Annotated in this window: 23 protein-coding genes and 1 pseudogene; 13 read left to right on the forward strand and 11 right to left on the reverse strand. The window is 40.0% G+C overall.

Annotated features, from left to right (window positions below; translation table 11 throughout):
- The 4 genes from CWB78_RS14270 to rnm form a co-directional block, all read right to left on the reverse strand.
- Window positions 1–552, reverse strand: a complete 552-nt coding sequence (locus CWB78_RS14270) for a cytochrome b (protein ID WP_138596166.1) — start codon at window positions 550–552, stop codon at window positions 1–3.
- Window positions 553–698: 146 nt separating this feature from the next.
- On the reverse strand, window positions 699–1,538 hold the full coding sequence (locus CWB78_RS14275; protein WP_138596168.1) for a segregation and condensation protein A: 840 nt from the start codon (window positions 1,536–1,538) through the stop codon (window positions 699–701).
- A 2-nt stretch (window positions 1,539–1,540) separates the two neighbouring features.
- Window positions 1,541–2,161: an L-threonylcarbamoyladenylate synthase gene (locus tag CWB78_RS14280; protein WP_010390225.1), complete on the reverse strand. Its 621-nt coding sequence runs from the start codon at window positions 2,159–2,161 to the stop codon at window positions 1,541–1,543.
- Window positions 2,158–3,012, reverse strand: a complete 855-nt coding sequence (gene rnm / locus CWB78_RS14285; protein ID WP_138596170.1) for an RNase RNM — start codon at window positions 3,010–3,012, stop codon at window positions 2,158–2,160. The genes CWB78_RS14280 and rnm overlap by 4 nt, the downstream gene beginning before the upstream one ends.
- 444 nt (window positions 3,013–3,456) lie before the next feature.
- Here rnm and CWB78_RS14290 point away from each other — a divergent pair, with 444 nt between their 5' ends.
- From CWB78_RS14290 to trpA, 6 genes are read left to right on the forward strand one after another with little or no spacing between them, the layout of a single operon-like run.
- Window positions 3,457–5,025 (forward strand): anthranilate synthase component 1, encoded by a 1,569-nt coding sequence (locus CWB78_RS14290; RefSeq protein WP_138596172.1) that lies wholly within the window; start codon window positions 3,457–3,459, stop codon window positions 5,023–5,025.
- Between the two features lies 1 nt (window position 5,026).
- Complete coding sequence (locus tag CWB78_RS14295; RefSeq protein ID WP_075169139.1) at window positions 5,027–5,629, forward strand: aminodeoxychorismate/anthranilate synthase component II; 603 nt, start codon at window positions 5,027–5,029, stop codon at window positions 5,627–5,629.
- A gap of 10 nt (window positions 5,630–5,639) precedes the next feature.
- Window positions 5,640–6,677 (forward strand): anthranilate phosphoribosyltransferase, encoded by a 1,038-nt coding sequence (gene trpD / locus CWB78_RS14300; protein WP_075169138.1) that lies wholly within the window; start codon window positions 5,640–5,642, stop codon window positions 6,675–6,677.
- Window positions 6,670–8,034, forward strand: a complete 1,365-nt coding sequence (gene trpCF, locus CWB78_RS14305; protein ID WP_075169137.1) for a bifunctional indole-3-glycerol-phosphate synthase TrpC/phosphoribosylanthranilate isomerase TrpF — start codon at window positions 6,670–6,672, stop codon at window positions 8,032–8,034. Before trpD ends, trpCF begins: the two co-directional genes overlap by 8 nt.
- A 7-nt stretch (window positions 8,035–8,041) precedes the next feature.
- On the forward strand, window positions 8,042–9,226 hold the full coding sequence (gene trpB / locus CWB78_RS14310; RefSeq protein ID WP_075169446.1) for a tryptophan synthase subunit beta: 1,185 nt from the start codon (window positions 8,042–8,044) through the stop codon (window positions 9,224–9,226).
- Entirely contained in the window at window positions 9,223–10,044 is an 822-nt protein-coding gene (gene trpA, locus CWB78_RS14315) for a tryptophan synthase subunit alpha (RefSeq protein ID WP_075169136.1), read from the forward strand. The genes trpB and trpA overlap by 4 nt, the downstream gene beginning before the upstream one ends.
- 65 nt (window positions 10,045–10,109) lie before the next feature.
- Here the strand turns inward: trpA and CWB78_RS14320 are convergent, their stop codons facing one another.
- Both CWB78_RS14320 and CWB78_RS14325 read right to left on the reverse strand, forming a co-directional pair.
- Window positions 10,110–10,688: a type 1 glutamine amidotransferase domain-containing protein gene (locus CWB78_RS14320; protein ID WP_054201047.1), complete on the reverse strand. Its 579-nt coding sequence runs from the start codon at window positions 10,686–10,688 to the stop codon at window positions 10,110–10,112.
- A 222-nt stretch (window positions 10,689–10,910) separates the two neighbouring features.
- Window positions 10,911–11,180, reverse strand: a complete 270-nt coding sequence (locus CWB78_RS14325; protein ID WP_075169135.1) for an HU family DNA-binding protein — start codon at window positions 11,178–11,180, stop codon at window positions 10,911–10,913.
- Window positions 11,181–11,411: 231 nt separating this feature from the next.
- On the opposite strand from CWB78_RS14325, the gene CWB78_RS14330 reads away from it, so the two are divergent.
- Window positions 11,412–12,053: a CPBP family intramembrane glutamic endopeptidase gene (locus CWB78_RS14330; protein WP_075169134.1), complete on the forward strand. Its 642-nt coding sequence runs from the start codon at window positions 11,412–11,414 to the stop codon at window positions 12,051–12,053.
- 54 nt (window positions 12,054–12,107) lie between these two features.
- Here CWB78_RS14330 and CWB78_RS14335 read toward each other — a convergent pair whose 3' ends face one another.
- Entirely contained in the window at window positions 12,108–13,532 is a 1,425-nt protein-coding gene (locus CWB78_RS14335) for a sodium-dependent transporter (protein WP_010390240.1), read from the reverse strand.
- A gap of 188 nt (window positions 13,533–13,720) precedes the next feature.
- Between CWB78_RS14335 and CWB78_RS14340 the strand changes: the two genes are divergently transcribed.
- From CWB78_RS14340 to CWB78_RS14360, 5 genes are all read left to right on the forward strand, one after another.
- A complete protein-coding gene (locus CWB78_RS14340; RefSeq protein WP_075169133.1) occupies window positions 13,721–14,023 on the forward strand; it encodes a YciI family protein in 303 nt (100 codons plus the stop codon).
- Window positions 14,024–14,184: 161 nt separating this feature from the next.
- Window positions 14,185–14,445, forward strand: coding sequence for a PepSY domain-containing protein (locus CWB78_RS14345; protein ID WP_075169132.1), 261 nt, complete (start codon window positions 14,185–14,187; stop codon window positions 14,443–14,445).
- A gap of 3 nt (window positions 14,446–14,448) precedes the next feature.
- Window positions 14,449–15,123: a response regulator transcription factor gene (locus tag CWB78_RS14350; RefSeq protein ID WP_010390247.1), complete on the forward strand. Its 675-nt coding sequence runs from the start codon at window positions 14,449–14,451 to the stop codon at window positions 15,121–15,123.
- Complete coding sequence (locus CWB78_RS14355; RefSeq protein WP_138596174.1) at window positions 15,117–16,454, forward strand: ATP-binding protein; 1,338 nt, start codon at window positions 15,117–15,119, stop codon at window positions 16,452–16,454. The genes CWB78_RS14350 and CWB78_RS14355 overlap by 7 nt, the downstream gene beginning before the upstream one ends.
- Window positions 16,455–16,506: 52 nt before the next feature.
- On the forward strand, window positions 16,507–16,854 hold the full coding sequence (locus CWB78_RS14360) for a hypothetical protein (protein ID WP_249930465.1): 348 nt from the start codon (window positions 16,507–16,509) through the stop codon (window positions 16,852–16,854).
- A 109-nt stretch (window positions 16,855–16,963) separates the two neighbouring features.
- Here CWB78_RS14360 and CWB78_RS14365 read toward each other — a convergent pair whose 3' ends face one another.
- The 3 genes and pseudogenes from CWB78_RS14365 to CWB78_RS14375 form a co-directional block, all read right to left on the reverse strand.
- Window positions 16,964–17,314 carry a VOC family protein gene (locus CWB78_RS14365; protein ID WP_138596178.1) on the reverse strand — a complete coding sequence of 117 codons (351 nt, stop codon included), beginning with the start codon at window positions 17,312–17,314 and terminating at the stop codon, window positions 16,964–16,966.
- A gap of 190 nt (window positions 17,315–17,504) precedes the next feature.
- Window positions 17,505–17,894 carry a hypothetical protein gene (locus CWB78_RS14370; RefSeq protein WP_138569747.1) on the reverse strand — a complete coding sequence of 130 codons (390 nt, stop codon included), beginning with the start codon at window positions 17,892–17,894 and terminating at the stop codon, window positions 17,505–17,507.
- Window positions 17,895–18,767: 873 nt separating this feature from the next.
- A pseudogene (locus tag CWB78_RS14375) lies at window positions 18,768–19,112 on the reverse strand (VOC family protein).
- 293 nt (window positions 19,113–19,405) lie between these two features.
- Between CWB78_RS14375 and CWB78_RS14380 the strand changes: the two are divergent.
- Window positions 19,406–20,488: a flavin monoamine oxidase family protein gene (locus tag CWB78_RS14380; protein WP_138596180.1), complete on the forward strand. Its 1,083-nt coding sequence runs from the start codon at window positions 19,406–19,408 to the stop codon at window positions 20,486–20,488.
- Window positions 20,489–20,530: 42 nt separating this feature from the next.
- On the opposite strand, the gene CWB78_RS14385 is transcribed toward CWB78_RS14380, so the two are convergent.
- Entirely contained in the window at window positions 20,531–21,574 is a 1,044-nt protein-coding gene (locus tag CWB78_RS14385; protein WP_010390257.1) for an AI-2E family transporter, read from the reverse strand.
- Window positions 21,575–21,903: the final 329 nt, after the last annotated feature.

A 21,903-nucleotide genomic window follows, 5' to 3' on the forward strand; every position in this document is an offset into this window, starting at 1 on the left:
TTAAGCTTCCTTTTGTAATTTGATCATTCTAATTAATGTTTTATCTTTATCTATAAAGTGGTGTTTTAACGCACCTAAAATATGCAGCACCACAAACCCAATCAGTAAGCATGCGCTGTAATAATGGATCTGCCCTGCTATATCTGCCTGAGAATCAAAGGTAAAGTCGATGGCTTTGACATAAAACAAGCCAAACACTTCGATTGGTCGCCCATCAGCAGTAGAGATTAGATACCCAGACACCATAATAATCACTAAAAACAGATACATTAAAATATGTGCGGTTTGGACCAGCTGATTTAATTGAGTGTTGGTCCCAATAGGGCTAGGTTTTACATTAAATCGACGCCATAACAGTCTAAAAACAAATACAGCCGCTAAACTCAGCCCTATGCTTTTATGCAAATCTAATGAGCCTTTATACCAGCTATCATAGTAAGTTAGCTCAACCATGTATAAGCCTAAACCAAACAAACCAAAGACAGTCAACGCCATTAACCAGTGTAAAAATATAGCCATCAGGCCATAACCGGTTTTTGAGTTTTTAAACATTGCTTATCGCCAATCTCTAATCTAGTAATAACACTACGATATAATGGATGAGTGGCGATTAAAATAGCATATGCAAACACTTATCGTGCGTATACGCACAGTAAAGTCTATTAATTTAGTATAATTGCAAAAAACTTTATGGGAGGTTAACTTTCGGCAGCCTGATTAAGAGATACATATATTTGGCTATCAGACTCAACTTGTAAGCAAGCAATTAAACCCTCTTTGATTAGTTCTAACATGGCGATAAAACTAACAACAACTCCACTGCGGCCCTCTTCAAAGGTGAACAGTTGGGTAAACGCAACAGGTGCTTTTGCTTGGGATAGTGTGTGTAAAATTAAACTCATACGTTCACGAGTTGACAGGGTTTCTGCACTAATTAAATGATGCTCAAATGTTTTAGCACGCGCCATTACGTCGCTTAGCGCTAACAATAGATCTTTGATTGCCAGTTCAGGTAAGGGTTGGTTTTTTTCTTCTAACTCTGGGAAAGTTGCATTGGCGATAAATATATCGCGACCAACGCGGGGCAAAGAATCGATATTTTCGGCCGCTTTTTTAAATTGTTCGTACTCTTGTAAACGTTTTATAAGTTCGGCGCGGGGATCTTCCTCTTCTTCTAATTCCTCATGCACTGGCAGTAACAACCGCGACTTAATCTGCGCCAGCAATGCTGCCATTACGAGATATTCGCCGGCGAGTTCTAACTGAAACTCACTCATCATTTCTACATATTTTACATACTGCTCAGTAATGCTAAATATAGATAATTCGAGAACATCTAACTTGTGCTTTTTAATTAAATAAAGCAACAGATCTAACGGGCCTTCAAAGGTTTCTAAAATAACTTCAAGCGCATCAGGCGGAATATATAAATCTTCAGGCTTTTCAACAACGGCTTTCCCATGCAAAAATGCCAGTGGCAGCTTTTGCTGCACTGGCATATCTGTAGGTGTTAACGAAACCGTGTCAGGCTTTTTCATTGTTATTCAAATGGAGCCGTATCACCGCAGCCTACACGTAAAATTTGAATATCGTCCTCTGATAAATCAATTACCGTGGTTGCTTGCTCTGTGAGGTATCCGCCATGAATAATTAAATCGACATGCTTATCTAGACGATCCAAAATGTCATCGGGGTCCGCTTGCGTGTATTCATCACCCGGTAAAATAAGTGAGCATGACATTAATGGCTCCCCCAATTCAGCAAGTAAAGCACAAGCAATTGGGTGTTCAATAACACGAATACCTATGGTTTTTTTCTTATCGTTTAATAAGCGTTTAGGTACCTCTTTTGTGCCTTTAAAAATAAACGTATAAGGCCCAGGGGTATTATTTTTGATCAGCCTAAACATTTGGTTATCTACGCGAGCATAAGTAGAAAGCTCAGATAAATCGCGGCACACTAAAGTAAAATTATGGTGTTTTTCAATACCACGAATACGCTCTATGCGCTCTTTTGCTTGTTTGTTACCTAAATTACAGCCAATCGCATATCCCGAATCTGTTGGGTACACAACTACGCCGCCCTGTTTAATAATATCAACAGCTTGAGAAATTAGTCTAGGCTGTGGGTTATCCGGATGTATATGAAATAATTGACTCATAATGCAACTCCTTCGTGCTTTTCCCATGTTTGCCAAACCCCTTGGCAATCTTTAGGTAAGTATAAATTTTTTCCAAGTTCTAAATAACTAGTCGGAAAATGAAAATCAGAGCCTTGAGAGCAAAGCAAATCGTATTCTTGACTCAATAAGCCTAAAAACTGACGCTCACTCGGGGCCTGTTGCGGTTGGGCAACTTCCATTGCATCACCGCCCACTGATTTAAACTCTACGAGTAGTTTACGCAACCACTTATTCGACATTTTATAGCTACTTGGGTGCGCCAAAACAGCCACCCCACCGGCGGCATGAATCGCTGAAATTGCCGTTTGCATATCACACCAGTTACTCGGTACGTAACCGGTTTTTCCTCGCCCTAAGTACTTTTTAAATACCCCAGGAAAGTTTTTAGCCACACCTCGCTCAATTAAAGCTCTGGCAAAGTGAGCGCGAGTAATTTGCGCATTTTCAGCCAGATCGCGGGCTTGTTGATAAATACCCTCAAAGCCATTTTTAGTTAATCGATGGCCTATTTCAATTGCACGGGTTTCGCGCTTTTGCTGTTGCTCGCTAAGTAATGTATTCAAAGTGCGATCATTGGTATCAATGTTAAGCCCAACAATATGTATTTCAAAACTCTCCCATTTGGTTGATATTTCAACCCCATTAATCAGTTTAAGCGGCAAGTTTTCACGTTTGATAAAAGCCTGCGCAGGCTCAATTGCGGCCACAGTATCGTGATCGGTAATGGCAAATACATCAATGTTTTTATCGACTGCTCGCGCTAATAGTTCCTCAACGGTTAAATGTCCGTCTGAGTGTGTTGTATGGCTATGTAAGTCGTATTTTATCAAATGAAAACTACTTTAATTAATGGTTTAAGGGTGTTTCACACAGTATAACAAGTTTTTTAACGAAATTGTTTTAAATAAACACTTGACACAAAAGCAGTTGATACGTTTTACTGTAGCCACTTTTAGACATTAAAGAATAAATAACAATGAAAAATACAATTCAAAACATCATCTGGTGGTGGCACTCTTAAAACAAAGGGTGATGAATTGTCGTGTCTAAACAAAAAATTCTAACCCGCTACCATGCGGGTTTTTTTATCACTAAATTTTGCAATACAAGATTAACAGGAATTAAAAACATGAATAACGTAAACACTCTTACACATCATTGGTGGTGGCGCCTGGCATAGCGGGACGGTAATGGTCTATCTATAATTTAGACATCGTTATTCAAACCCCGCACTGCTTAGCATTGCGGGGTTTTATTTTTTTAGGGGATGAGGTTTGATTTTTAGTCATATAACAACAACACCAGGTGAAGTGACCAGCATAACGCAAGTACGAGACTACATAAGTAGCCCACTTGCCTTGTATGCGGCACTTGATAAACCTAACTCACTATTGCTTGAATCTGCAGAAATAGATTCAAAAGATAGCGTAAAAAGCTTAATACTAGTTGATTGTGCATTGCGTATTGTTTGCCAAGGCAACCAAGTGAGCATCAGTGCACAATCAAACAACGGCCAACAACTACTTAACTATTTGCAGGCTAATGTACAAAACTGCGCTTCACAGTTAACCGATACCACACTCACACTTGAGTATCACCCAGCAGATGACACCATTGACCAAGCTAGCAAACTGATTGCAGATAACGCTTTTAGTGCACTACGCACTTGTTTAAATAGTATTAGAAGCACCACTGACAATCCGTTCTCAGTGTTTTTAGGCGGCGTATTTGCCTACGACATGGTGGCTAACTTTGAACAACTATCCGATGTGCCTGACGGTGAAAACACCTGCCCAGACTACGTATTTTATTTAGCCGAAACACTGGTTGTTATTGATCACCAAAAACAAACAACCGAGTTAATTGGTAATGTGTTTAATGGCCCTGATGTTCACGCTAATTGTTTTGAAGTGGGCAAACAATTAGAGCGCCTTAATACATTGTGCGACCACGCCGCAGACTCTAGTGCCCCAAGCCAAACAGGTGACTGCCCTGTAAATGTTGATATTAGTGATGAGCAATATTGCCAACAAGTGATTAAACTTAAGCAACACATAGTTGATGGCGATATTTTTCAAGTGGTGCCCTCTCGTACTTTCTCATTGCCGTGCCCTGACTCATTACATGCTTATAGCCAGCTTAAAAAGCAAAACCCAAGCCCGTACATGTTTTACATGCGTGATGAAGATTTCTCATTATTTGGCGCATCCCCTGAGTCTGCGCTTAAGTATGAGGTTAAGTCTAAACAAGTTGAGGTTTATCCGATTGCAGGTACTCGTCCACGGGGTAAGTTTGCAAATGGACAAATTAATCCCGATTTAGATAGCCGTATTGAACTTGAGCTCAGAAACGATCAAAAAGAACGTGCCGAGCACTTAATGCTGGTTGATTTAGCACGTAACGACGTTGCTCGTATTAGCGTGCCTGGTACTCGCCATGCCAAAGAGCTATTAAAAGTAGACCGCTACTCACAAGTAATGCACTTAGTATCACGTGTAGTAGGAAAATTAAAACCCGAATTAGATGCTCTGCATGCTTATCAAGCCTGTATGAATATGGGTACCTTAGTGGGTGCCCCCAAAGTACGTGCGGCAGAATTAGTACGCAAAACTGAAGGCAAACGTCGCGGTAGCTATGGTGGCGCAGTTGGCTATTTAACCGGTGACGGTGCCATGGACAGCTGTATTGTTATTCGTGCCGCCTTTGTTAAAAATAATATTGCATATGTGCAGGCCGGTGCTGGGGTTGTATTTGATTCAGATCCAATGTCAGAGGCAAACGAAACGCGCGCTAAAGCCCAAGCGGTGATCACCGCGATTAAATCGACGTATAAGGCAGTATAAAATGAGTGAAGCACACCCTATTAAAATTTACTTTTTAGATAACTTTGACTCATTTAGCTACAACCTTGTTGATGAGCTAACAATGCTAGGTGCTGAGTTAGTAGTTTACCGAAACAACATTAGTGCAGAGATCATATTCGAAAAAATGCAGGCAGAGCGTGGACAAGTACTGCTGGTATTATCACCAGGCCCTGGTGCGCCTAGCGATGCAGGCTGCCTTATGGAGTTAATTAACCTGTGTAAGGGGCAATTTCCAATGCTAGGTATTTGTTTAGGCCAACAAGCGCTAACACAAAGCTATGGCGGAGTAATCGGTCACGCTGGTGAAACCGTACATGGTAAGTCATCAATTATAAATTTAAATGATCACCCTGTATTTTACGGTATGGGAAGCACCATGCCAGTAGCACGTTATCACTCTTTAATGGCAACAAAAGTACCTGATAACTTAGCCGTTATTGCTAAATTCCAAGATATACCAATGGCTATTTATCATCATCAAGACAATGCACTGGGCTATCAATTCCACCCAGAGTCAATTTTAACGCCCAACGGCGCAATGCTACTACAGCAAAGCGTTGCTTATTTAACACGTGCCAAATAAAAGGAACATTATGACTAATCAATTACACAGCCCGCTTAATGTTCAACACGCCATTGAGCACATCATCACAAAACAGTCACTTAGTTACGTGCAAGCAAAATCGCTATTTGATCAAATTATGCAAGGCAATATGAGCGACATCGAACTCTCTGCGTTACTTATTGGCCTTAAAATGAAAGGTGAAGTAAGCGATGAGATTGCCGGTGCTGCCGCTTCAATGCGTGAAAATGCCGTTACCTTTACCACTAATAAAACGCTACTTGCTGATAGCTGTGGCACCGGTGGCGATGGTTCAAACACTATAAATATTAGTACCACGGCCGCGATTGTGGCGGCCGCGGCAGGTATTAATATGGTAAAACATGGCAATCGAAGCGTGTCGAGTAATTCTGGGTCTGCTGACTTGCTCAAAGCACTGGGGATCAATATCGATATGACCCCAGAGGTCGCTGCTCGTTGTTTAGAGAGCACAAATTTTACCTTTTTATTTGCACCGCACTACCACAGCGGGGTGCGCCATGCGATGAACGTGCGTACCAGTTTAAAAACCCGAACCATTTTTAATATTCTTGGGCCACTGGCTAATCCAGCAGCTCCTGAGGTGCAATTACTTGGCGTGTACGATGAGTCTTTATGTCTGCCAATGGCACAAACGCTTAATACTCTAGGCACTAAACGCGCTATGATAGTGCACGGCTCTGGTACTGACGAAATTGCCTTACATGGCCCAACACAGGTTGTAGAGCTTAATAATGGTAAAATTACTCAGTACACACTCAGTCCAAGTGATTTTGACCTTGCAAACTATTCACTTGAACAATTAGCCGGTGAAGGCCCACAATACAATGCAAACGCCAGCCTTGCTATTTTACAAGGTAAAGGCACTGAGGCACACAATGCCGCAATTGTTGTTAATGTGGCCGCATTGCTGTACTTAACCGGCCAAGCAGAGTCGTTAAAACAAGGTGCACAAATAACACACTCTTTATTAAGTTCAGGCAAGGCCATGGACACATTAAATGCAATTATTGAGGTAAGTCATGGCTAATGTATTAGACAAAATTATTGCTGATAAAAAAATAGAACTAATCGAGCGTAAGGCGGCGCGCCCACTAGAGAGCTTTAAACACCAAGCCAAACCGACTGAGCGTAGTTTTTACAAAGCACTGGCAGCACCTGGTACTCAGTTTATTTTAGAATGCAAAAAAGCGTCGCCCTCTAAGGGGTTGATTCGTCAGCCTTTTGATTTAACAGAAATCACCCAAGCGTATAAGCAGTATGCCACTTGTATGAGTGTGTTAACTGACGAAAAGTACTTTCAAGGCAGCTTTGATTACCTTGAATTTGTGCGTAGCCAAGTTCAACAGCCGCTTATTTGTAAAGACTTTTTTATTGATGAGTACCAAGTTTATATGGCACGTATATATGGCGGCGACGCTATTTTACTGATGCTATCTGTGCTTGACGATCAGCAATATAAAACACTGCATGAAGTGGCCGACTCATTAAATATGTCAGTATTAACTGAGGTAAGTAACGAAGAAGAAGTTCACCGTGCGCTGGCACTAAATGCACAGATAATTGGAATTAATAATCGAGATTTGCGTGATTTAAGCACCGACTTAGCCACCACAGAACGACTACGTAAACTTATTCCTGAAAATAAAGTGGTTATTTCTGAGTCAGGTATTTACACCCATCAAGATGTAAAACGCTTAGCCCCTTTATGTAATGGCTTTTTAATTGGCAGCTCATTAATGGCTGAAGCTGATTTATTACAAGCGTGTCGTCGCGTTATATTAGGCGAGAACAAAGTGTGCGGCTTAACCCGCAATCAAGATGCTATTGCAGCCTATAGCAATGGCGCTGTGTATGGCGGGTTGATTTTTTACCCTAAATCCCCCCGCTTTGTTGATTTAGATTGTGCTAAAGAAATCAGTCAAAGTGCGCCTTTAAAATTTGTTGGCGTATTTGTTAATGCTGCGATACCTGATGTGGCTGAACACGCTAAACAACTTAAATTATCAGCCGTTCAATTACATGGCCAAGAAGATGAACAATACATTGCGTCATTACGTAGTGAATTACCACGTAATTGCCAAATTTGGAAAGCACAGGCAATAAAAAATGTTTTACCACAACCCGTAGCAGGCGCAGATCGCCATTTATACGATACCCACAGTGATTCACACGCGGGTGGCACAGGTAAAACATTTGATTGGTTGGTACTGCGTGATGCCACGACCCCCTTTATGCTTGCTGGCGGCTTAAACCCAGACAATATTAGCGATGCCCTCTATCACGGAGCTTTAGGACTTGATTTAAATTCAGGTGTAGAACAGTCTCCTGGTAAAAAGTGCGCAAAAAAATTAAATCATGCTTTTTCAAGCATCAGAAACTATTGAGGTTAAAATGCAAAATCCAGCTTATTTTGGCGAGTTTGGCGGAATGTTTGTCCCCGAGTTACTCGTACCTGCGCTAAAGCAGTTAGAAAGCGAATTTAACAAAGCGCAAAAAGATCCTGAGTTTCAAGCTGAATTTACACAGCTTTTAAACGAGTATGCAGGTCGCCCTACGCCACTTACGTTAACTCGCAACTTAGTTAAAAACCCTAAAGTTAAACTTTACTTAAAGCGTGAAGATTTACTCCACGGTGGTGCACACAAAACTAATCAGGTGTTGGGTCAAGCATTACTGACTAAACGCATGGGAAAAAAAGAAGTTATAGCAGAAACCGGTGCAGGCCAACACGGTGTAGCCACCGCACTTGCGTGTGCATTACTTGGCTTAAAATGTCGTATTTACATGGGTGCAAAAGACGTTGAACGCCAACAGCCTAATGTATTTAGAATGAAACTTATGGGCGCTGAAGTTATTCCAGTTACCGCAGGTTCGGGCACATTAAAAGATGCGGTTAACGAAGCTCTGCGTGATTGGTCAGCAAACTATCAAGAGGCGCATTACTTACTAGGTACGGCTGCGGGCCCTCATCCTTTTCCAACAATTGTACGTGAGTATCAAAAAATTATTGGCGAGGAAGCTAAACAGCAAATTCTTAAAGCGGAAGGTCGACTACCTGATGCGGTTTTAGCTTGTGTAGGTGGTGGCTCCAATGCCATTGGTATGTTTACTGATTTTATTGACGAGCCGGGTGTTAAATTAATTGGTGTAGAACCAGCAGGTAAAGGCCTTGATACCCACGAGCACGGCGCAACAATCTGCAAAGGCACTAAAGGTATTTTACACGGCACTTATACCTACATTATGCAAAATGACGATGGCCAAATTGAAGAGTCTTACTCTGTTTCGGCGGGATTAGATTACCCTGCTGTAGGGCCACAACATGCATTTTTACACGAAACTGGTCGAGCTCAATATGTAGGCATTAGCGATACCGAAGCTCTTGATGCGTTTCAAGCACTGGCAAAACACGAAGGTATTATTCCGGCACTAGAATCAAGTCATGCCATTGCATATGCACTTAAATATGCGGAAGAGTTGCAAGAAGAAAGCATTTTAGTGGTTAATTTAAGTGGCCGTGGCGATAAAGATTTAGCCCACGTACACAAGGTATTATCAGAGGAAGGTCAATTATGAGCCAAGTAAAAACTGACCGTTACGGACAAATGTTTGCTGCACTAAAAGAGCAAAACCAAGGCGCGTTTGTACCATTTGTTACTATTGGCGATCCGGGGAAATCGCAAAGCATTGAAATTATTAAAAGCTTAATCGATGGCGGCGCAGATGGACTAGAGCTAGGTATTCCGTTTTCAGATCCGATTGCCGACGGCCCTGTTATTCAAAAGGCCAATATTCGTGCTTTAGATGAGCACATTAATACACAAGATTGTTTTGATATTATTAAAGAAATACGCCAGTACAATGCCGACATCCCAATTGGTTTATTACTGTATTCAAACTTAATCTTTAAACGTGGCTTAGAAAAGTTTTACACTGATGCAAAAGCAGTAGGCGTTGACTCTATTTTAGTGGCTGATGTGCCATTACACGAGTCTAAAATGTTTAGAAAAGCCGCCATGGCAAACGATATTGACCCGATATTTATCGCTACGCCGAACGCCAGTGACGATACGTTGCGTGAGTGCGCATCGTACGGTCGCGGTTACACTTACTTACTATCTCGTGCAGGGGTAACAGGCACCGATACTAAAGCACAAATGCCTGCAACACACGTGGTTTCGCGCTTACAAGAGTACCACAGTGCGCCTGCGTTATTAGGCTTTGGTATTTCAACACCTGATGATGTAAAAGCCGCGCTTAAAGCCGGTGCTGCGGGTGCTATTTCAGGCTCTGCAGTAGTAAAAATCATTGAAGCAAACCTAAATGATTTAAATGCAATGACCACACAATTAAAAACATTTGTAAGTGAGATGAAAGCCGCAACAGCGCTTTAATCAACGGCGTTTTTAATCACTAAAAAAGGGCATGTAACATGCCCTTTTTTATTTAAACTGCAAACTTAATGGGCTTGATGCTTACCCTCAAGAATCTCTTCTATAAACTTAGCATTAAACGCGTCTAAATCTGCAGGGCTGCGACTAGTCACTAAGCCTTGATCAACACAAACCTCTTGGTCGACCCAGTTAGCACCGGCATTAATTAAATCACTTTTAATACTGGGATATGAAGTAACCTTTTTGTCTCTGAGCTTGTTAATCTCTGCGAGTAACCACGGCGCATGGCAAATAGCGGCAACGGGTTTGTTTTTCTTTGCTCCAAAAAAACCATCTACAAATGCCTTAGCATCCGAGTCTTGGCGTAAGCTATCGGGATTAAACAAGCCACCAGGCAGTAAAAGCGCATCGTAATCACCGGCATTTGCATTGGCTGCTAATTTATCAACAGCAACTTTTTCACCCCACTTGTCTTCATCCCATGCGGTGATCTGCCCTTCTTTAATAGAAACAACATCTATATCGGCGCCCGCCTCAAGTAATGCAGCCTGTGGCGAGAGTAACTCGCTTTGCTCAAACCCATCAGTGGCTAAAATGGCAATTTTTTTACCTTTTAAACGATTACTGTTATGTAAGTTACTCATTAAATACTCCTTATTTTATTCAATACATAACCGTATTTGCATATCACATACAAAACATAACACGCTGAATATAATAAGATTTTATAAATATGAATAAGCCAGCAATGTAAATTATTTACACTGATTGCAGATACTACAGGCAAAAGTAATAAAGCAAAGAGCCTGTAAGCTAAATAGTGGCTTTTGGGGAAGAAGCGAACTTACAGGCACTAAAGTTATACATTAAAGGCGCTCTTTTAACGCTTTTGCTGGTTTAAATACGGCTTTATTAGCCCCTTGTATTTCAATCGCTGCACCAGTTTGTGGATTACGACCAGTACGCGCTGGGTAGTAACTAAGTGCAAAAGTACCAAAGCCTGAAATTTGTACCTGATCGCCTTCAGACAGCGACTTTGTAATCACTTTTTGTAAGCTGGTTAACGCAGCTTGTGCGTCTTTTTTTGTTAATTCACTCGCATCCGCAATAGCTGAAACCAATTCTGCTTTATTCATTTTTTGCTCCTAAATACACGCCTAGGCTTAAACCTATTAACGTGGCAATACAATGATGTAAAAATAAAAGCAGGCAGGCTAAGGGTTGCAAGGGGGTAAGTCAACCTTAACTGGGAACCAAGTGCCTTAGTAAGACTCATTGGGTTTAAATATAATCAGCTTGACTGTTTTATAGTCATAAAGATGACTTAATCGTTTGCTAAGGTGAAATAAAAATCACCGTGAGCAAACGTGAACGCTAATCAATACCGCTGGTTTGAATTTACTTTTATTTTTATCATTCTGCCTTTAATTGGCTTTAATGTTCGCCAATATTTATCTAATTGGCTTATTCCAGCACTGATCATCCTCATGAGTGTGTGCTGTATGTTGTTATTAAACGACAGCCACTTTAAACGTTTTAGATTAACTAGCTTGGGGCAATTTTCTGCTGTGAAGCGCCGCATGTTTAGCTTTTTCTTTATTGGCGCGTTATTTTCGGGGGTATTTTACAACTTACTTTACCAAGGACACTGGTTTACTTTACCTCGTGAAAATCTCACCGACTGGCTAATGCTATTACTGCTCTACCCTTTATTGTCGGTGATCCCGCAAGAATTAATATTTAGAACCTACTTTTTTCATCGTTATAAGCGCATTATGCCCAGTAAATGGCTGCGCATTATTGTCAGTGCGAGTGTATTTGCACTGGCACATATTGTTTACGCTAATTGGGTTGCAGTAAGTTTAGCATTTATAGGCGGATTACTATTTGCATATACCTACGCACAAAGCCGCTCAACCTTTGCCTGTGTTCTTGAGCACAGCTTATGGGGCATATGGATGTTTACCCTAGGGATGGGTGACTATTTAGACTCTGGTGCACTGAATTAACAAACAGCAATAAAAAAGCCGCGACAGGCGCGGCTTATTTAGATTTAGTTTAAATTAAAAACCAAAAATACTGATATCAAAAAACTTCGTTGCAACGGTATTTACAAAAATGATTAATAATATCGCTGGAATAAAGGTTTGCAGTGAAAAGTTAACGTACTTTTCCATAAAGCTATTAGCATAATTAGGAGAGCCTTGTCTTAGCTCTTCGCTTAAGCGAACTTTTTTCCATTTATACATTACAAACAAACACACCATTAAACCATTTAAAGGCAATATTGTGTCGTAAAATACGTCATAAACAACATCAAAAAAGCTCTTATTACCACTACCGTAGCTAGTAAAAGTTGTTAGGCTGTCAATCATACCAAACGACATAATACACAAAATAGTTAATATACCGGTTGATAAAGTGAGTATGCCCAGCGCTTTTTTACGGCTAATGCCTTTACGATCGCTTAGTGTTGCTGTTGGTACTTCAACAATAGATACCAGTGATGTGATAGCAGCAAAAAATACCAATAAGAAGAAAATAAATGCCACGGCTGATGCGCCAAAGTAACCAATATCATTTTGTAGCGCTAATAAAATTTTTGGAAGGTAGACAAAAATCATTGAAACTGACGAGTCAGATAACTTAGCCGGATCGGTATTTGGGTCAAAGCTAAAAATAGCCGGTAACACCATTAAGCCTGCTACAAACGCAACCAGTGAGTCGGTAATAGCGACCATTTTAGCACTGCCTACAATGTCATCTTTTTTCGAGATATAAGATGCATAGGTAATTAAAATACCCATACCTAACGACAATGAGAAAAACGCTTGGCTCAATGCGCCATTCAGCACGCTGGCATTCATTTTACTAAAATCAGGGATAATATAGTACTTAACACCGGCCATGGCGTTATCAAGAGTGAGTACGTAACCCACCAATATAATAAGCATGACAAATAAAGCTGGCATTAAAAATTTAGCTGCTTTTTCTATGCCGTCTTTTACGCCACCGACCAAAATTAGGTTAACAATAACTACTACCAGCGCCATATAACCAAACACGGTATAGCTATTTATAAACTCACCAAAGTGTCCAGGGTTTGCCAGCATATCTAAATTACCCAGCGCGGTTTGGCTCAAGTAACCAAAAATCCACACCGTGATCACCATATAAAAAACAGCAATCATAAATGGCGTTAATACCGCTAAAAAGCCAGCAAATTTCCATTTTTTGTCGTTATTAGCTAATTTTTTGTATGCACCTAGCGGGTCTTTTTGTGCATGACGACCCATGGCCATTTCGGCCATCATTACAGGTAAACAAATGAATGCGACAAACAAAGCATAGACGAGCAAAAATGCACCACCGCCATTCTTAGTCGCAGAAACTGGAAAGCCTACTAAGTTACCAATACCCACAGCAGAGCCTGCCGCTGCCAATATAAATCCTAAGCGGGAGCTAAAGTGCTCTCTATTTTCACTCATGTAATAACCTTGTTATTATTTATCTTATCCAAGGGACTCTACCAGTGTTACGCAACGCTTTTCAAGCAATTACCGTGTAAAAAAACATTCTTGCTGTAAACATCGCCATAAACACTTTTAATTCACCATTTATCAACGCTATGCTAGTATGCAGTTAATTAAATTTAACAAGTTTTGAGAGTATTTTTATGTTGTATATGATTTATTCAACAGACGTCCAAAATAGTTTAGAGCACCGTAAAGCGGCACGCCCAGCTCATTTAGCGCGCTTACAAACGTTAGAAGACGAAGGCAGACTATTAACCGCAGGTCCACTTCCAGCCATTGATAGTGACGACCCTCAAGATGCAGGCTTTACGGGTTCTTTAGTGATTGCTCAATTTAATTCTTTAGAAGACGCCAGAGAATGGGCGGCAGATGATCCTTATGTTGCCGGTGGCGTATATGAAAACTCTATTGTTAAACCATTTAAAAAAGTGTTCCCTGCTTAATTAAACTGTGACTACCCTGTTTAACTGCAACCAGCAATTCAGGGTTTGTTCACTCATTTTTAATTAAACTTTGCTTAATAAAAACTTAAATACACCGCAAGGTATTAAAGTTTTAGTGGCTTAGTTTTTAAGCTAAGCAGGTCTGTTCTAGGAGTTCCGTAATGCGTGTATTATTAATACTCAATTTAATCGCGGTAGTGTGTTTGGCTAATTTTGCCCACGCAAGCAATACCAAAAGCAAAACCGATAAAGTTGAGGTAAGCAAAAAAAAAGCAGTAATACTTGCAAAACAAACTACAGACGGTACAACGTTAAAGATTTCTGAAGAAACACTTTTTTTTACTGTACGAATTTTAAAAGCTGACGGCCACGTCGTCGATTTGAAAATAAACAAGAAAACTGGCGAAGTGAAAAAGGATTAACCAATGCGAATTTTAGTAATAGAAGATGATTTACATTTGGCAGACAACCTGCGCAATGCATTAGAAAAAGAGCGTTACAGTGTTGATTTATGTCATGACGGTGAAGCTGGCCTTTTTCACATCACTGAATACCCTTTAGATATGGCTGTAGTTGATTTAGGCCTACCTAAAATAGACGGTATTGAGCTAATAAATAAAGCGCGCGCCCAAGGGGTGACTATTCCTATTTTGATTTTAACCGCGCGCGATCGCTGGCAAGACAAAGTAGAAGGCTTAGATGCCGGTGCTGACGACTACCTAACTAAACCATTTCATGTTGAAGAACTGATTGCTCGTTGTAATGCGCTTATTCGTCGTAGTGCAGGTAAAGCAAATCCAGAAATGACAGCCGGCCCTATTAAAATTCATACGCGTTCACAACAAGTATGGGTAAACGACAAAGAATTGAGCTTAACTGCGTATGAGTACAAAGTACTCGAATACTTAATGGTTAACCCACAAAAAGTAATTTCAAAGTCTGAGCTTACAGAGCATATTTACGACCAAGACTTTGACCTTGATTCGAATGTAATTGAAGTGTTTGTACTACGTTTACGTAAAAAACTCGACCCAGATGGCGTGCTTAACCCAGTAGAAACACTGCGTGGGCGTGGTTACAGGCTTAAAAGCCAGTGGTAGGACCGCAAGTTTCGTTAAAAATAAGGCAAGGATTTATCCTTGTCTTTGTTTTGTTAGTCGCCCTACCCATTTTGTTTTACTCCATAGGTAAAGCGTATTATGAGTCACTTGTTGATGCCACCGAAAAAAACCTCGAAGCACACCTGTATTCACTTATTTCCGAAGTTGATTTTACTGAGCGCGGCATTATTATGCCCAGCTCTATATTAACCCCCGAACTCAACAATTTAAACTCAGACACCTACGCCATGATATACCGTGACGACGTGCCTATTTGGCATTCTGAGTCGGCGGTTAACGTTAACTTTGTTCCCCAATATATAGAGCCCAAAGCAGGCGCTGCCGACTTTAGACGTGTGGTGTATAACAACACTGCCTATTGGCAATTAAGTTTAACGGTAATACTGAATAATATTGACCAATCAGAGCAAGCACGCTTTATTTTATTAAAACGTAACGACGCCCTACTGCGTTTAATGGACGGCTTTAAACAGACCCTAGTTGATTGGATGTTTATAATGGGAATTGCCATTGCAGGATTAATGGCCATTGGTTTTATTTGGAGTGCACGACCTCTGCAGCGTTTAGATAAAGAAATAAAAGCCATTGAATCAGGCGATATTCAAGAAATTAAAGGCTTATACCCCGTTGAACTGCAAACGATTAAAGCTGACCTAAATTTACTGTTAGAGTCGCAGCAACGTCAAAAAGAACGATACCGCGCCTCTCTTAGCGATTTAGCCCATGCACTTAAAACGCCGTTAGCTGTTTTAAAATCAAGCCCATTAGCTAACGATGCAGATGCACAAGAACAACTCGACAGAATTAATGTGATGATCGAGCACCAATTAAAACGTGCCGCCACAGGTGCTTCCGATACATGGAAAAAACAAACCCCCATCAAGCCGGTTATCGATTCTATTTTAAGTGCAATGAGTAAAGTATACCGCGATAAAGACATTATATTTAACTGCCAAGTGAACGATAAAGATTACTTTTTAGGTGATAAAACCGATTTAATGGAGTTATTAGGCAACTTAATAGATAATGCCTGTAAAGCCTGTCGCTCCCAAGTCAGTATTAACGTTTCACAAGCTAAAACGCTCAGTATAAGTATTTGTGATGACGGCCCGGGCATTAAGCCAGATAAACGCGAATCATTGTTACAACGCGGTACGCGCCTAGATACCTACGAAAGCGGCCACGGTGTTGGTATGGCTATTGTATCTGACTTGGTTAAGTCGTATCACGGGCTGTTAACTATATCTCAGTCGCAACGTTTAGGCGGTGCAAAATTTATTCTCGAGTTTAATTACCATGAAAAAAAGTAACTACATCTTTTGTTTTAGCTTAAGCCTTTTATTTTTATGGGCGCAGCAAAGTATGGCTGCAGTGCAAGAGTGTACATTGCGAAACAATGCCCTACCCGAGCAAATTAAAGATTACACACAATGTTTAGACGCCAAATTAAATAAAGTGCAACAGCAACAAGATAGCTGGATCCAAAAGCGTACCTTTGAACTGGCCGAATTAGAAAGTGAAACTGGTAACACCTACATTTTATCATTGTTTAAGCAAAGCCTTAACGCCAAAGACAAGTACATTCAAAAAAGTTGCCAGTGGCGTTATATGTTAAAACAGCCTAATTCACCAGAAGCTGTAGTAACTTATAAAGAGTGTGAAATAGCAATGATAGAGCAATTCATTCAGCAGCTTAAAATGGGGCTTTAACCAGCTCCTAATTAAACATTATGTGTTGAAGCTTGCTAATTTAGTGGTTAGTGTTTTAGAAGTGCAGCCTTAAAGGCTGCATTTTTGTATTTATATAGTTTGCGTGTGACTACTCTGACCATACCGCAAATTCATTTCCATTTGGGTCGCTAAAGTGAAATCGTCTACCACCTGGAAATGAAAATGTAGGCTTAATTATTTTGCCTCCAGCTTGCTCAATTTTATTTTGAGCCGCTTCAAGGTCATTACTGTATAACACAATTAACGGGCTTCCGTTTTTAGTTGCAACAACCAAGTCAGATTTAAAGAAACCACCATCAACCCCTTGTGCGACAAAGCTACAGTATTCTGGGCCATAATCTACAAATGACCAGCCAAACACGTCACTAAAAAAGGCCTTAGTAGCTGCAATATTTTGTGCAGGAATTTCAATATAGTTAATTTTATTATTTTGAGTCATTTTAGTTTTTTGCCCTTATTCTTGTTTATATTATTTGCGATTTGAACTGGTAATAAATAAAGATAGCAGCAAAAGCATAAACAACTGATAAACTTTGATAAGAATGCGCTTAGGCACTACATATAATTAATACTGAATAAAACCCACTTATAAAGCATTTGAAGGTACAAAATTAAGGGCTGATTTAATATTAATTATCGTTATTCATACGTTTCTTTTGTTTATTTTTACTAGATCGCACAAACCATTCCGTTAAGGATATGAAAAAAAAGAACATAAACAATCCGCCGCACCAAGTTGCAAACACCCAAATTGACGGTTTGAGTTCATACCAGCCTTGAATATTGAACGTGGCAAAGTAAAACATCACTAACGAAATAAATGGCAGTATAAACAAAGAGTAAAAAGCTCCCGAAACAGCATGCAGTAATATTTTCTCACGAATACTTGAGCTATTAGATCCCAAATTCACAATTCCAAAAACACATTGTGTAGCGATAAACAGGCAACAAACCTGTAAAAAGGTCCAGCCTAAAGCTGCTAGAATAGCAACTAACTGAATGTATATTCCCTCACTCATTTTAATAAAATCCTATTAACGAATACTGCTTTTAGCAAAACATGTAGAAACTTTACTCTTTTGTTCAATATTTATTCTAAAATATTACTTTCAGACACAAACTCTATCAATCATTCTCGCCAATAAACTAGTGCTGTCATTTTTATCTTTTAAAAAGTTTTATAGTTTAATTTCCTTGATTAACTTTAGTGGTATCAGTGTCGTTTTAAGTTACCAGAACAAGTGCGGAAATTTAATTACTTCTAACCATACTATGTTTAAGTATTGCCATAGTGGTCTGAGGCTTAAGTGGAATTAATTCAGCTTCTTAAAAAATTAGGAACGATCTTGCTACTATTCTGATGATTTTTTTCTTAGCATCATACTTTCAACCGTTGCGATGAGAACAAAAGCAAACCCAGCGCCCGATAAAAAATAAGTCGAGTTTTCAAGACAGACTGCCACGTATACTTGCACCAACAATATTACAATATCGATCCTGATAACTGTTGCTCTATTTCTTTTTAACTTAACTAAGATGAAGTAAAGGTAACACCATCTAAAAAAAGATAGAAACATAAAAAACAAAACTAATATCACTCTTCATCTCCATTGAAACAGAACTATCTGTACTAAAATTTGATTTGCATCAAAAATGATCATGGGGACAGTTGCTGTTTGTAGTGTCTTGGCGCACTGCATAGAAAGCTTAATAAATATTGTTTAAGTCTATAAAATATCAACACCTTCAAAGGGTGTTTTCTATTTTGTGCTTTAAAATGGGTGTCTACATTACTTTTATTGAATAATAAGCTCGTGGGCTAAAATCCGAGCGAAGCGAGTCAACCCACGTGTTAACGGCCAGCGACCAAAGGGAGCCCCAACAGCGTTTTGTTAGCTGCCCAGCTTCGTGATATGCAACAGTTCACCCACTGGCCCTAATAAATAAAAGACCTTACCTCAAGCTTCATGTCTGATTGGGGTAATCTTTGTTTTGTGTTCGGATTTAGAGCATAACTCATACGCTTCATAGATGTTTGAAACGCAGATTTGCAACATAAAATTTTTGGCCAAATCTTCATTGTAAAAGCGCTGCAAAAAGAAAAGACAATCACCGTTTTCAAAAAGTGTGAGATCATAGGTTACGTATTCTGATTTGAATCCAATTTCCGAGTAGAAAGACTTTGAAATTTCGAAATCCTTACTTGGGATAAATGTTTTTATATCTATTACATCCATGATTCTTTCCAAAAGCAGCTAACAATTTTATACTGCACGATTCGTGTATATCTCTACCAAAGCAGCATTCATTTTTTGTTATATAGTTTTAAAAAATTCGCTAACATATTACTATCATTAAGTTTTTATTATTTTAAAGCGTAGTTAATTAGCACTCTGTTCCCGCTTGGCTCATTTTCCTGAATATAGAGGCGCACTCCGCTTATTCACTTAGTCCATAAAACGTTTTGACAAAATTGCACAAAAACCACAAACTACCTACCAGTAGATTGATTTAGCTAAAGTGATTTAAAATGCATAAACCTGTGGTTATTATTGGTGGTGGCTTAGCGGGCTTATATGCTGCTTACAACCTTAAAAAACGTGATATTCCGTTTTTATTATTAGAGGCCAAAGCCAGTTTGGGCGGTAGAATTGCGTCTCATTATTTACCGACCAACAACACTATTGGCCACGATTTAGGCCCAACATGGATATTTCCGCACCAGCCTAATATTCAACAATTAGTTGCTGCTTTAAACATCCCTGTGTTTGAGCAATACACCCAAGGCGATGTGCTGTATCAAGCATCACAAATCGCTCCTGCACAGCAAATTGCAGGGGCTGGCGAAATGCAGTTATTTAGAATACAAATCGGCATGGACGAGATTATCAATGCGCTTTATCAGCAACTTGAGCCAAACACAGTTAAACTAGAGCACGCTGTTAGCGAAGTAAAAAAGCTCTCCGATGGCTGGCATATAAGCGCTAGTTACCAAGGGAGTACACAACACTATACTTGCCATCAGTTATTATTAGCGTTACCCCCTAGAATGATCAGTCAACATTTAACCCCGCATTTATGGGCCGATAATGTTTTAACACAGCGTTTAGCGTCGGTGCCTACATGGATGGCTGGCCAAGCAAAGTTTATTGCCACTTTTGAGCACGCTTTTTGGCGAGATAAAAATTTATCGGGACAATGTTTTAGCCGAGTAGGCCCATTGGTAGAAGTTCATGATGCGTCAGCAAGTGGGCATTCTCACCCTGCTTTGTTTGGCTTTATTGGCGTGCCTTACTTGCAGCGCAGTAAAGTGACCAGAGAACAATTAACTCAGGCTTGCCTTGAACAGCTCAGCTATTTTTACGGTGAGCAAGCCTATACAGCGACGAGCTGCATTATAAAGGATTGGGCTGAGGATGAATTTATTGCCAACAAAGATGACCAAATGGGTGTTTCGCAGCATCCAAAATTCAATTTTTCAGGTCTTAGTGAGCAGCTCAAACAGTTACAAGTGTATTTTGTAGGGAGTGAGTTTGCAAAGCATGAGGCAGGCTATTTAGAGGGGGCTATAAACGCTGTAGATAGCGCCTTAGCTAATTTAATGGATGCTTAGCTTTTTAAAAGGCGTGCTATGTAGGCACGCCTTTGTAAGGTATTAGTCTTCTGATTTGATAACGGTTTCTTCACCTGTGCCAAGCATAGTGGCTAACCAACGCCCTTCGTCACTGGCTTCTAGCGCTATTTTTACAATCATGGTTAACGGCACTGACAACAACATACCTACAGAGCCTAATAACCAGCCCCAAAATATTAACGATAAAAACACCACTAAGGTAGAAAGCCCGAGGCCTTTACCCATGTATTTCGGCTCTACAATATTACCCATTACGGTATTAATGGTTAAATAACCCGCGCCGACGAGCCCTGCCACTAATGGGCCTTGCGTAATAAGCGCCAGTAACAGTGCAGGCACAGCCGCAATGATTGAACCAATGTTAGGAATGTAATTAAGCATAAATGCCAATACGCCCCATAGTACAAAATAATCAACGTCTAATATCCACAGGTAAAAACCAGCAATTACACCAGTGGCTAAACTCACTAAGGTTTTAATGGCTAAATAAGAGTTAATAGAGTCTAAAAAACGGTCAATTTGCTTGATTTTGCTGTCGGGATCGTCCAGTGCTAAATGAATTTTTTTGCCAAGTATCGGCCCTTCAAACAGCATAAAAACAACCGTTAAAATAATTAAAAACATATTGGCCATTACGCTACCTAAACCCGTTAGCATATTGGTGGCAACATCAACCATTTTGCCAGGGTCAAACATAGACAAAATTTGTTCTTTATTAATTAAGATATTGTATTGCGAGGCCACATCAACCAACCATACAAATTCTTCTTTTAATTGTGCTTTATATTCAGGTAACTGTTTTGAAAAATCGTTAACCGACTGCCCTACTAAACCGCCTAAGCTAACCCCTAAGCCCATAATAATAAGCACCACAAGCACTACCGCTATGCCTTTTGGAATACGGTAACGAGCAAAAAAGTTAATAAGTGGGCTACAAATTATGGCTATAAATGCTGCCAAAATAAACGGAATAACAATAGCGCTTGCGGCTTTAATACCCGCTAGCACAATGACCAAAGCGGCAAAAATTATTAAGCTTTTATTTACCCCAGTTAAACTTGCCAATACTCTTATCCTATTACTGTTATTTGGCTTTAGTGTAAGGCAAAAGCTAATAGAATGAAATGTTAAAGGGTCTGTTGGCCTTTCAAGATTAGATTTGCAGCCGTCTTTTTGGTATTAAGGCAAGGCAGAGCCTATGTGGTGTGGTTGTTCCCCATAAATAGGCGATAACGCAGCATTAATGCCAAACAGGCGCTGCCCTTCGGGTTCTGTCTAGGGGCAATTTACTCTTTGTTGCTCGGTTTTGACTTAGCCCACTAGGTTACAAACCTCGCGCCGCGATTAAATCGCCCCTAGTTTGAACAAATATTAATCCGCAAATCCCTACAGAC

This window comes from Pseudoalteromonas sp. S1612, from assembly GCF_005887175.1.
Taxonomy (GTDB): Bacteria; Pseudomonadota; Gammaproteobacteria; order Enterobacterales; family Alteromonadaceae; genus Pseudoalteromonas; species Pseudoalteromonas undina.

Excerpts from the sequence above, each read along its gene's own strand:
- CWB78_RS14350 (WP_010390247.1), top strand. The coding sequence starts at position 14,449 with ATGCGAATTTTAGTAATAGAAGATGATTTACATTTGGCAGACAACCTG.
- CWB78_RS14345 (WP_075169132.1), top strand. The coding sequence starts at position 14,185 with ATGCGTGTATTATTAATACTCAATTTAATCGCGGTAGTGTGTTTGGCT.
- CWB78_RS14335 (WP_010390240.1), bottom strand. The coding sequence starts at position 13,532 with ATGAGTGAAAATAGAGAGCACTTTAGCTCCCGCTTAGGATTTATATTG.
- CWB78_RS14280 (WP_010390225.1), bottom strand. The coding sequence starts at position 2,161 with ATGAGTCAATTATTTCATATACATCCGGATAACCCACAGCCTAGACTA.
- CWB78_RS14325 (WP_075169135.1), bottom strand. The coding sequence starts at position 11,180 with ATGAATAAAGCAGAATTGGTTTCAGCTATTGCGGATGCGAGTGAATTA.
- trpD (WP_075169138.1), top strand. The coding sequence starts at position 5,640 with ATGACTAATCAATTACACAGCCCGCTTAATGTTCAACACGCCATTGAG.
- CWB78_RS14365 (WP_138596178.1), bottom strand. The coding sequence starts at position 17,314 with ATGACTCAAAATAATAAAATTAACTATATTGAAATTCCTGCACAAAAT.
- CWB78_RS14380 (WP_138596180.1), top strand. The coding sequence starts at position 19,406 with ATGCATAAACCTGTGGTTATTATTGGTGGTGGCTTAGCGGGCTTATAT.
- trpB (WP_075169446.1), top strand. The coding sequence starts at position 8,042 with ATGCAAAATCCAGCTTATTTTGGCGAGTTTGGCGGAATGTTTGTCCCC.
- CWB78_RS14370 (WP_138569747.1), bottom strand. The coding sequence starts at position 17,894 with ATGAGTGAGGGAATATACATTCAGTTAGTTGCTATTCTAGCAGCTTTA.
- CWB78_RS14270 (WP_138596166.1), bottom strand. The coding sequence starts at position 552 with ATGTTTAAAAACTCAAAAACCGGTTATGGCCTGATGGCTATATTTTTA.
- trpA (WP_075169136.1), top strand. The coding sequence starts at position 9,223 with ATGAGCCAAGTAAAAACTGACCGTTACGGACAAATGTTTGCTGCACTA.
- trpCF (WP_075169137.1), top strand. The coding sequence starts at position 6,670 with ATGGCTAATGTATTAGACAAAATTATTGCTGATAAAAAAATAGAACTA.
- CWB78_RS14275 (WP_138596168.1), bottom strand. The coding sequence starts at position 1,538 with ATGAAAAAGCCTGACACGGTTTCGTTAACACCTACAGATATGCCAGTG.
- CWB78_RS14340 (WP_075169133.1), top strand. The coding sequence starts at position 13,721 with ATGTTGTATATGATTTATTCAACAGACGTCCAAAATAGTTTAGAGCAC.
- CWB78_RS14320 (WP_054201047.1), bottom strand. The coding sequence starts at position 10,688 with ATGAGTAACTTACATAACAGTAATCGTTTAAAAGGTAAAAAAATTGCC.
- CWB78_RS14360 (WP_249930465.1), top strand. The coding sequence starts at position 16,507 with ATGGCTGCAGTGCAAGAGTGTACATTGCGAAACAATGCCCTACCCGAG.
- CWB78_RS14295 (WP_075169139.1), top strand. The coding sequence starts at position 5,027 with ATGAGTGAAGCACACCCTATTAAAATTTACTTTTTAGATAACTTTGAC.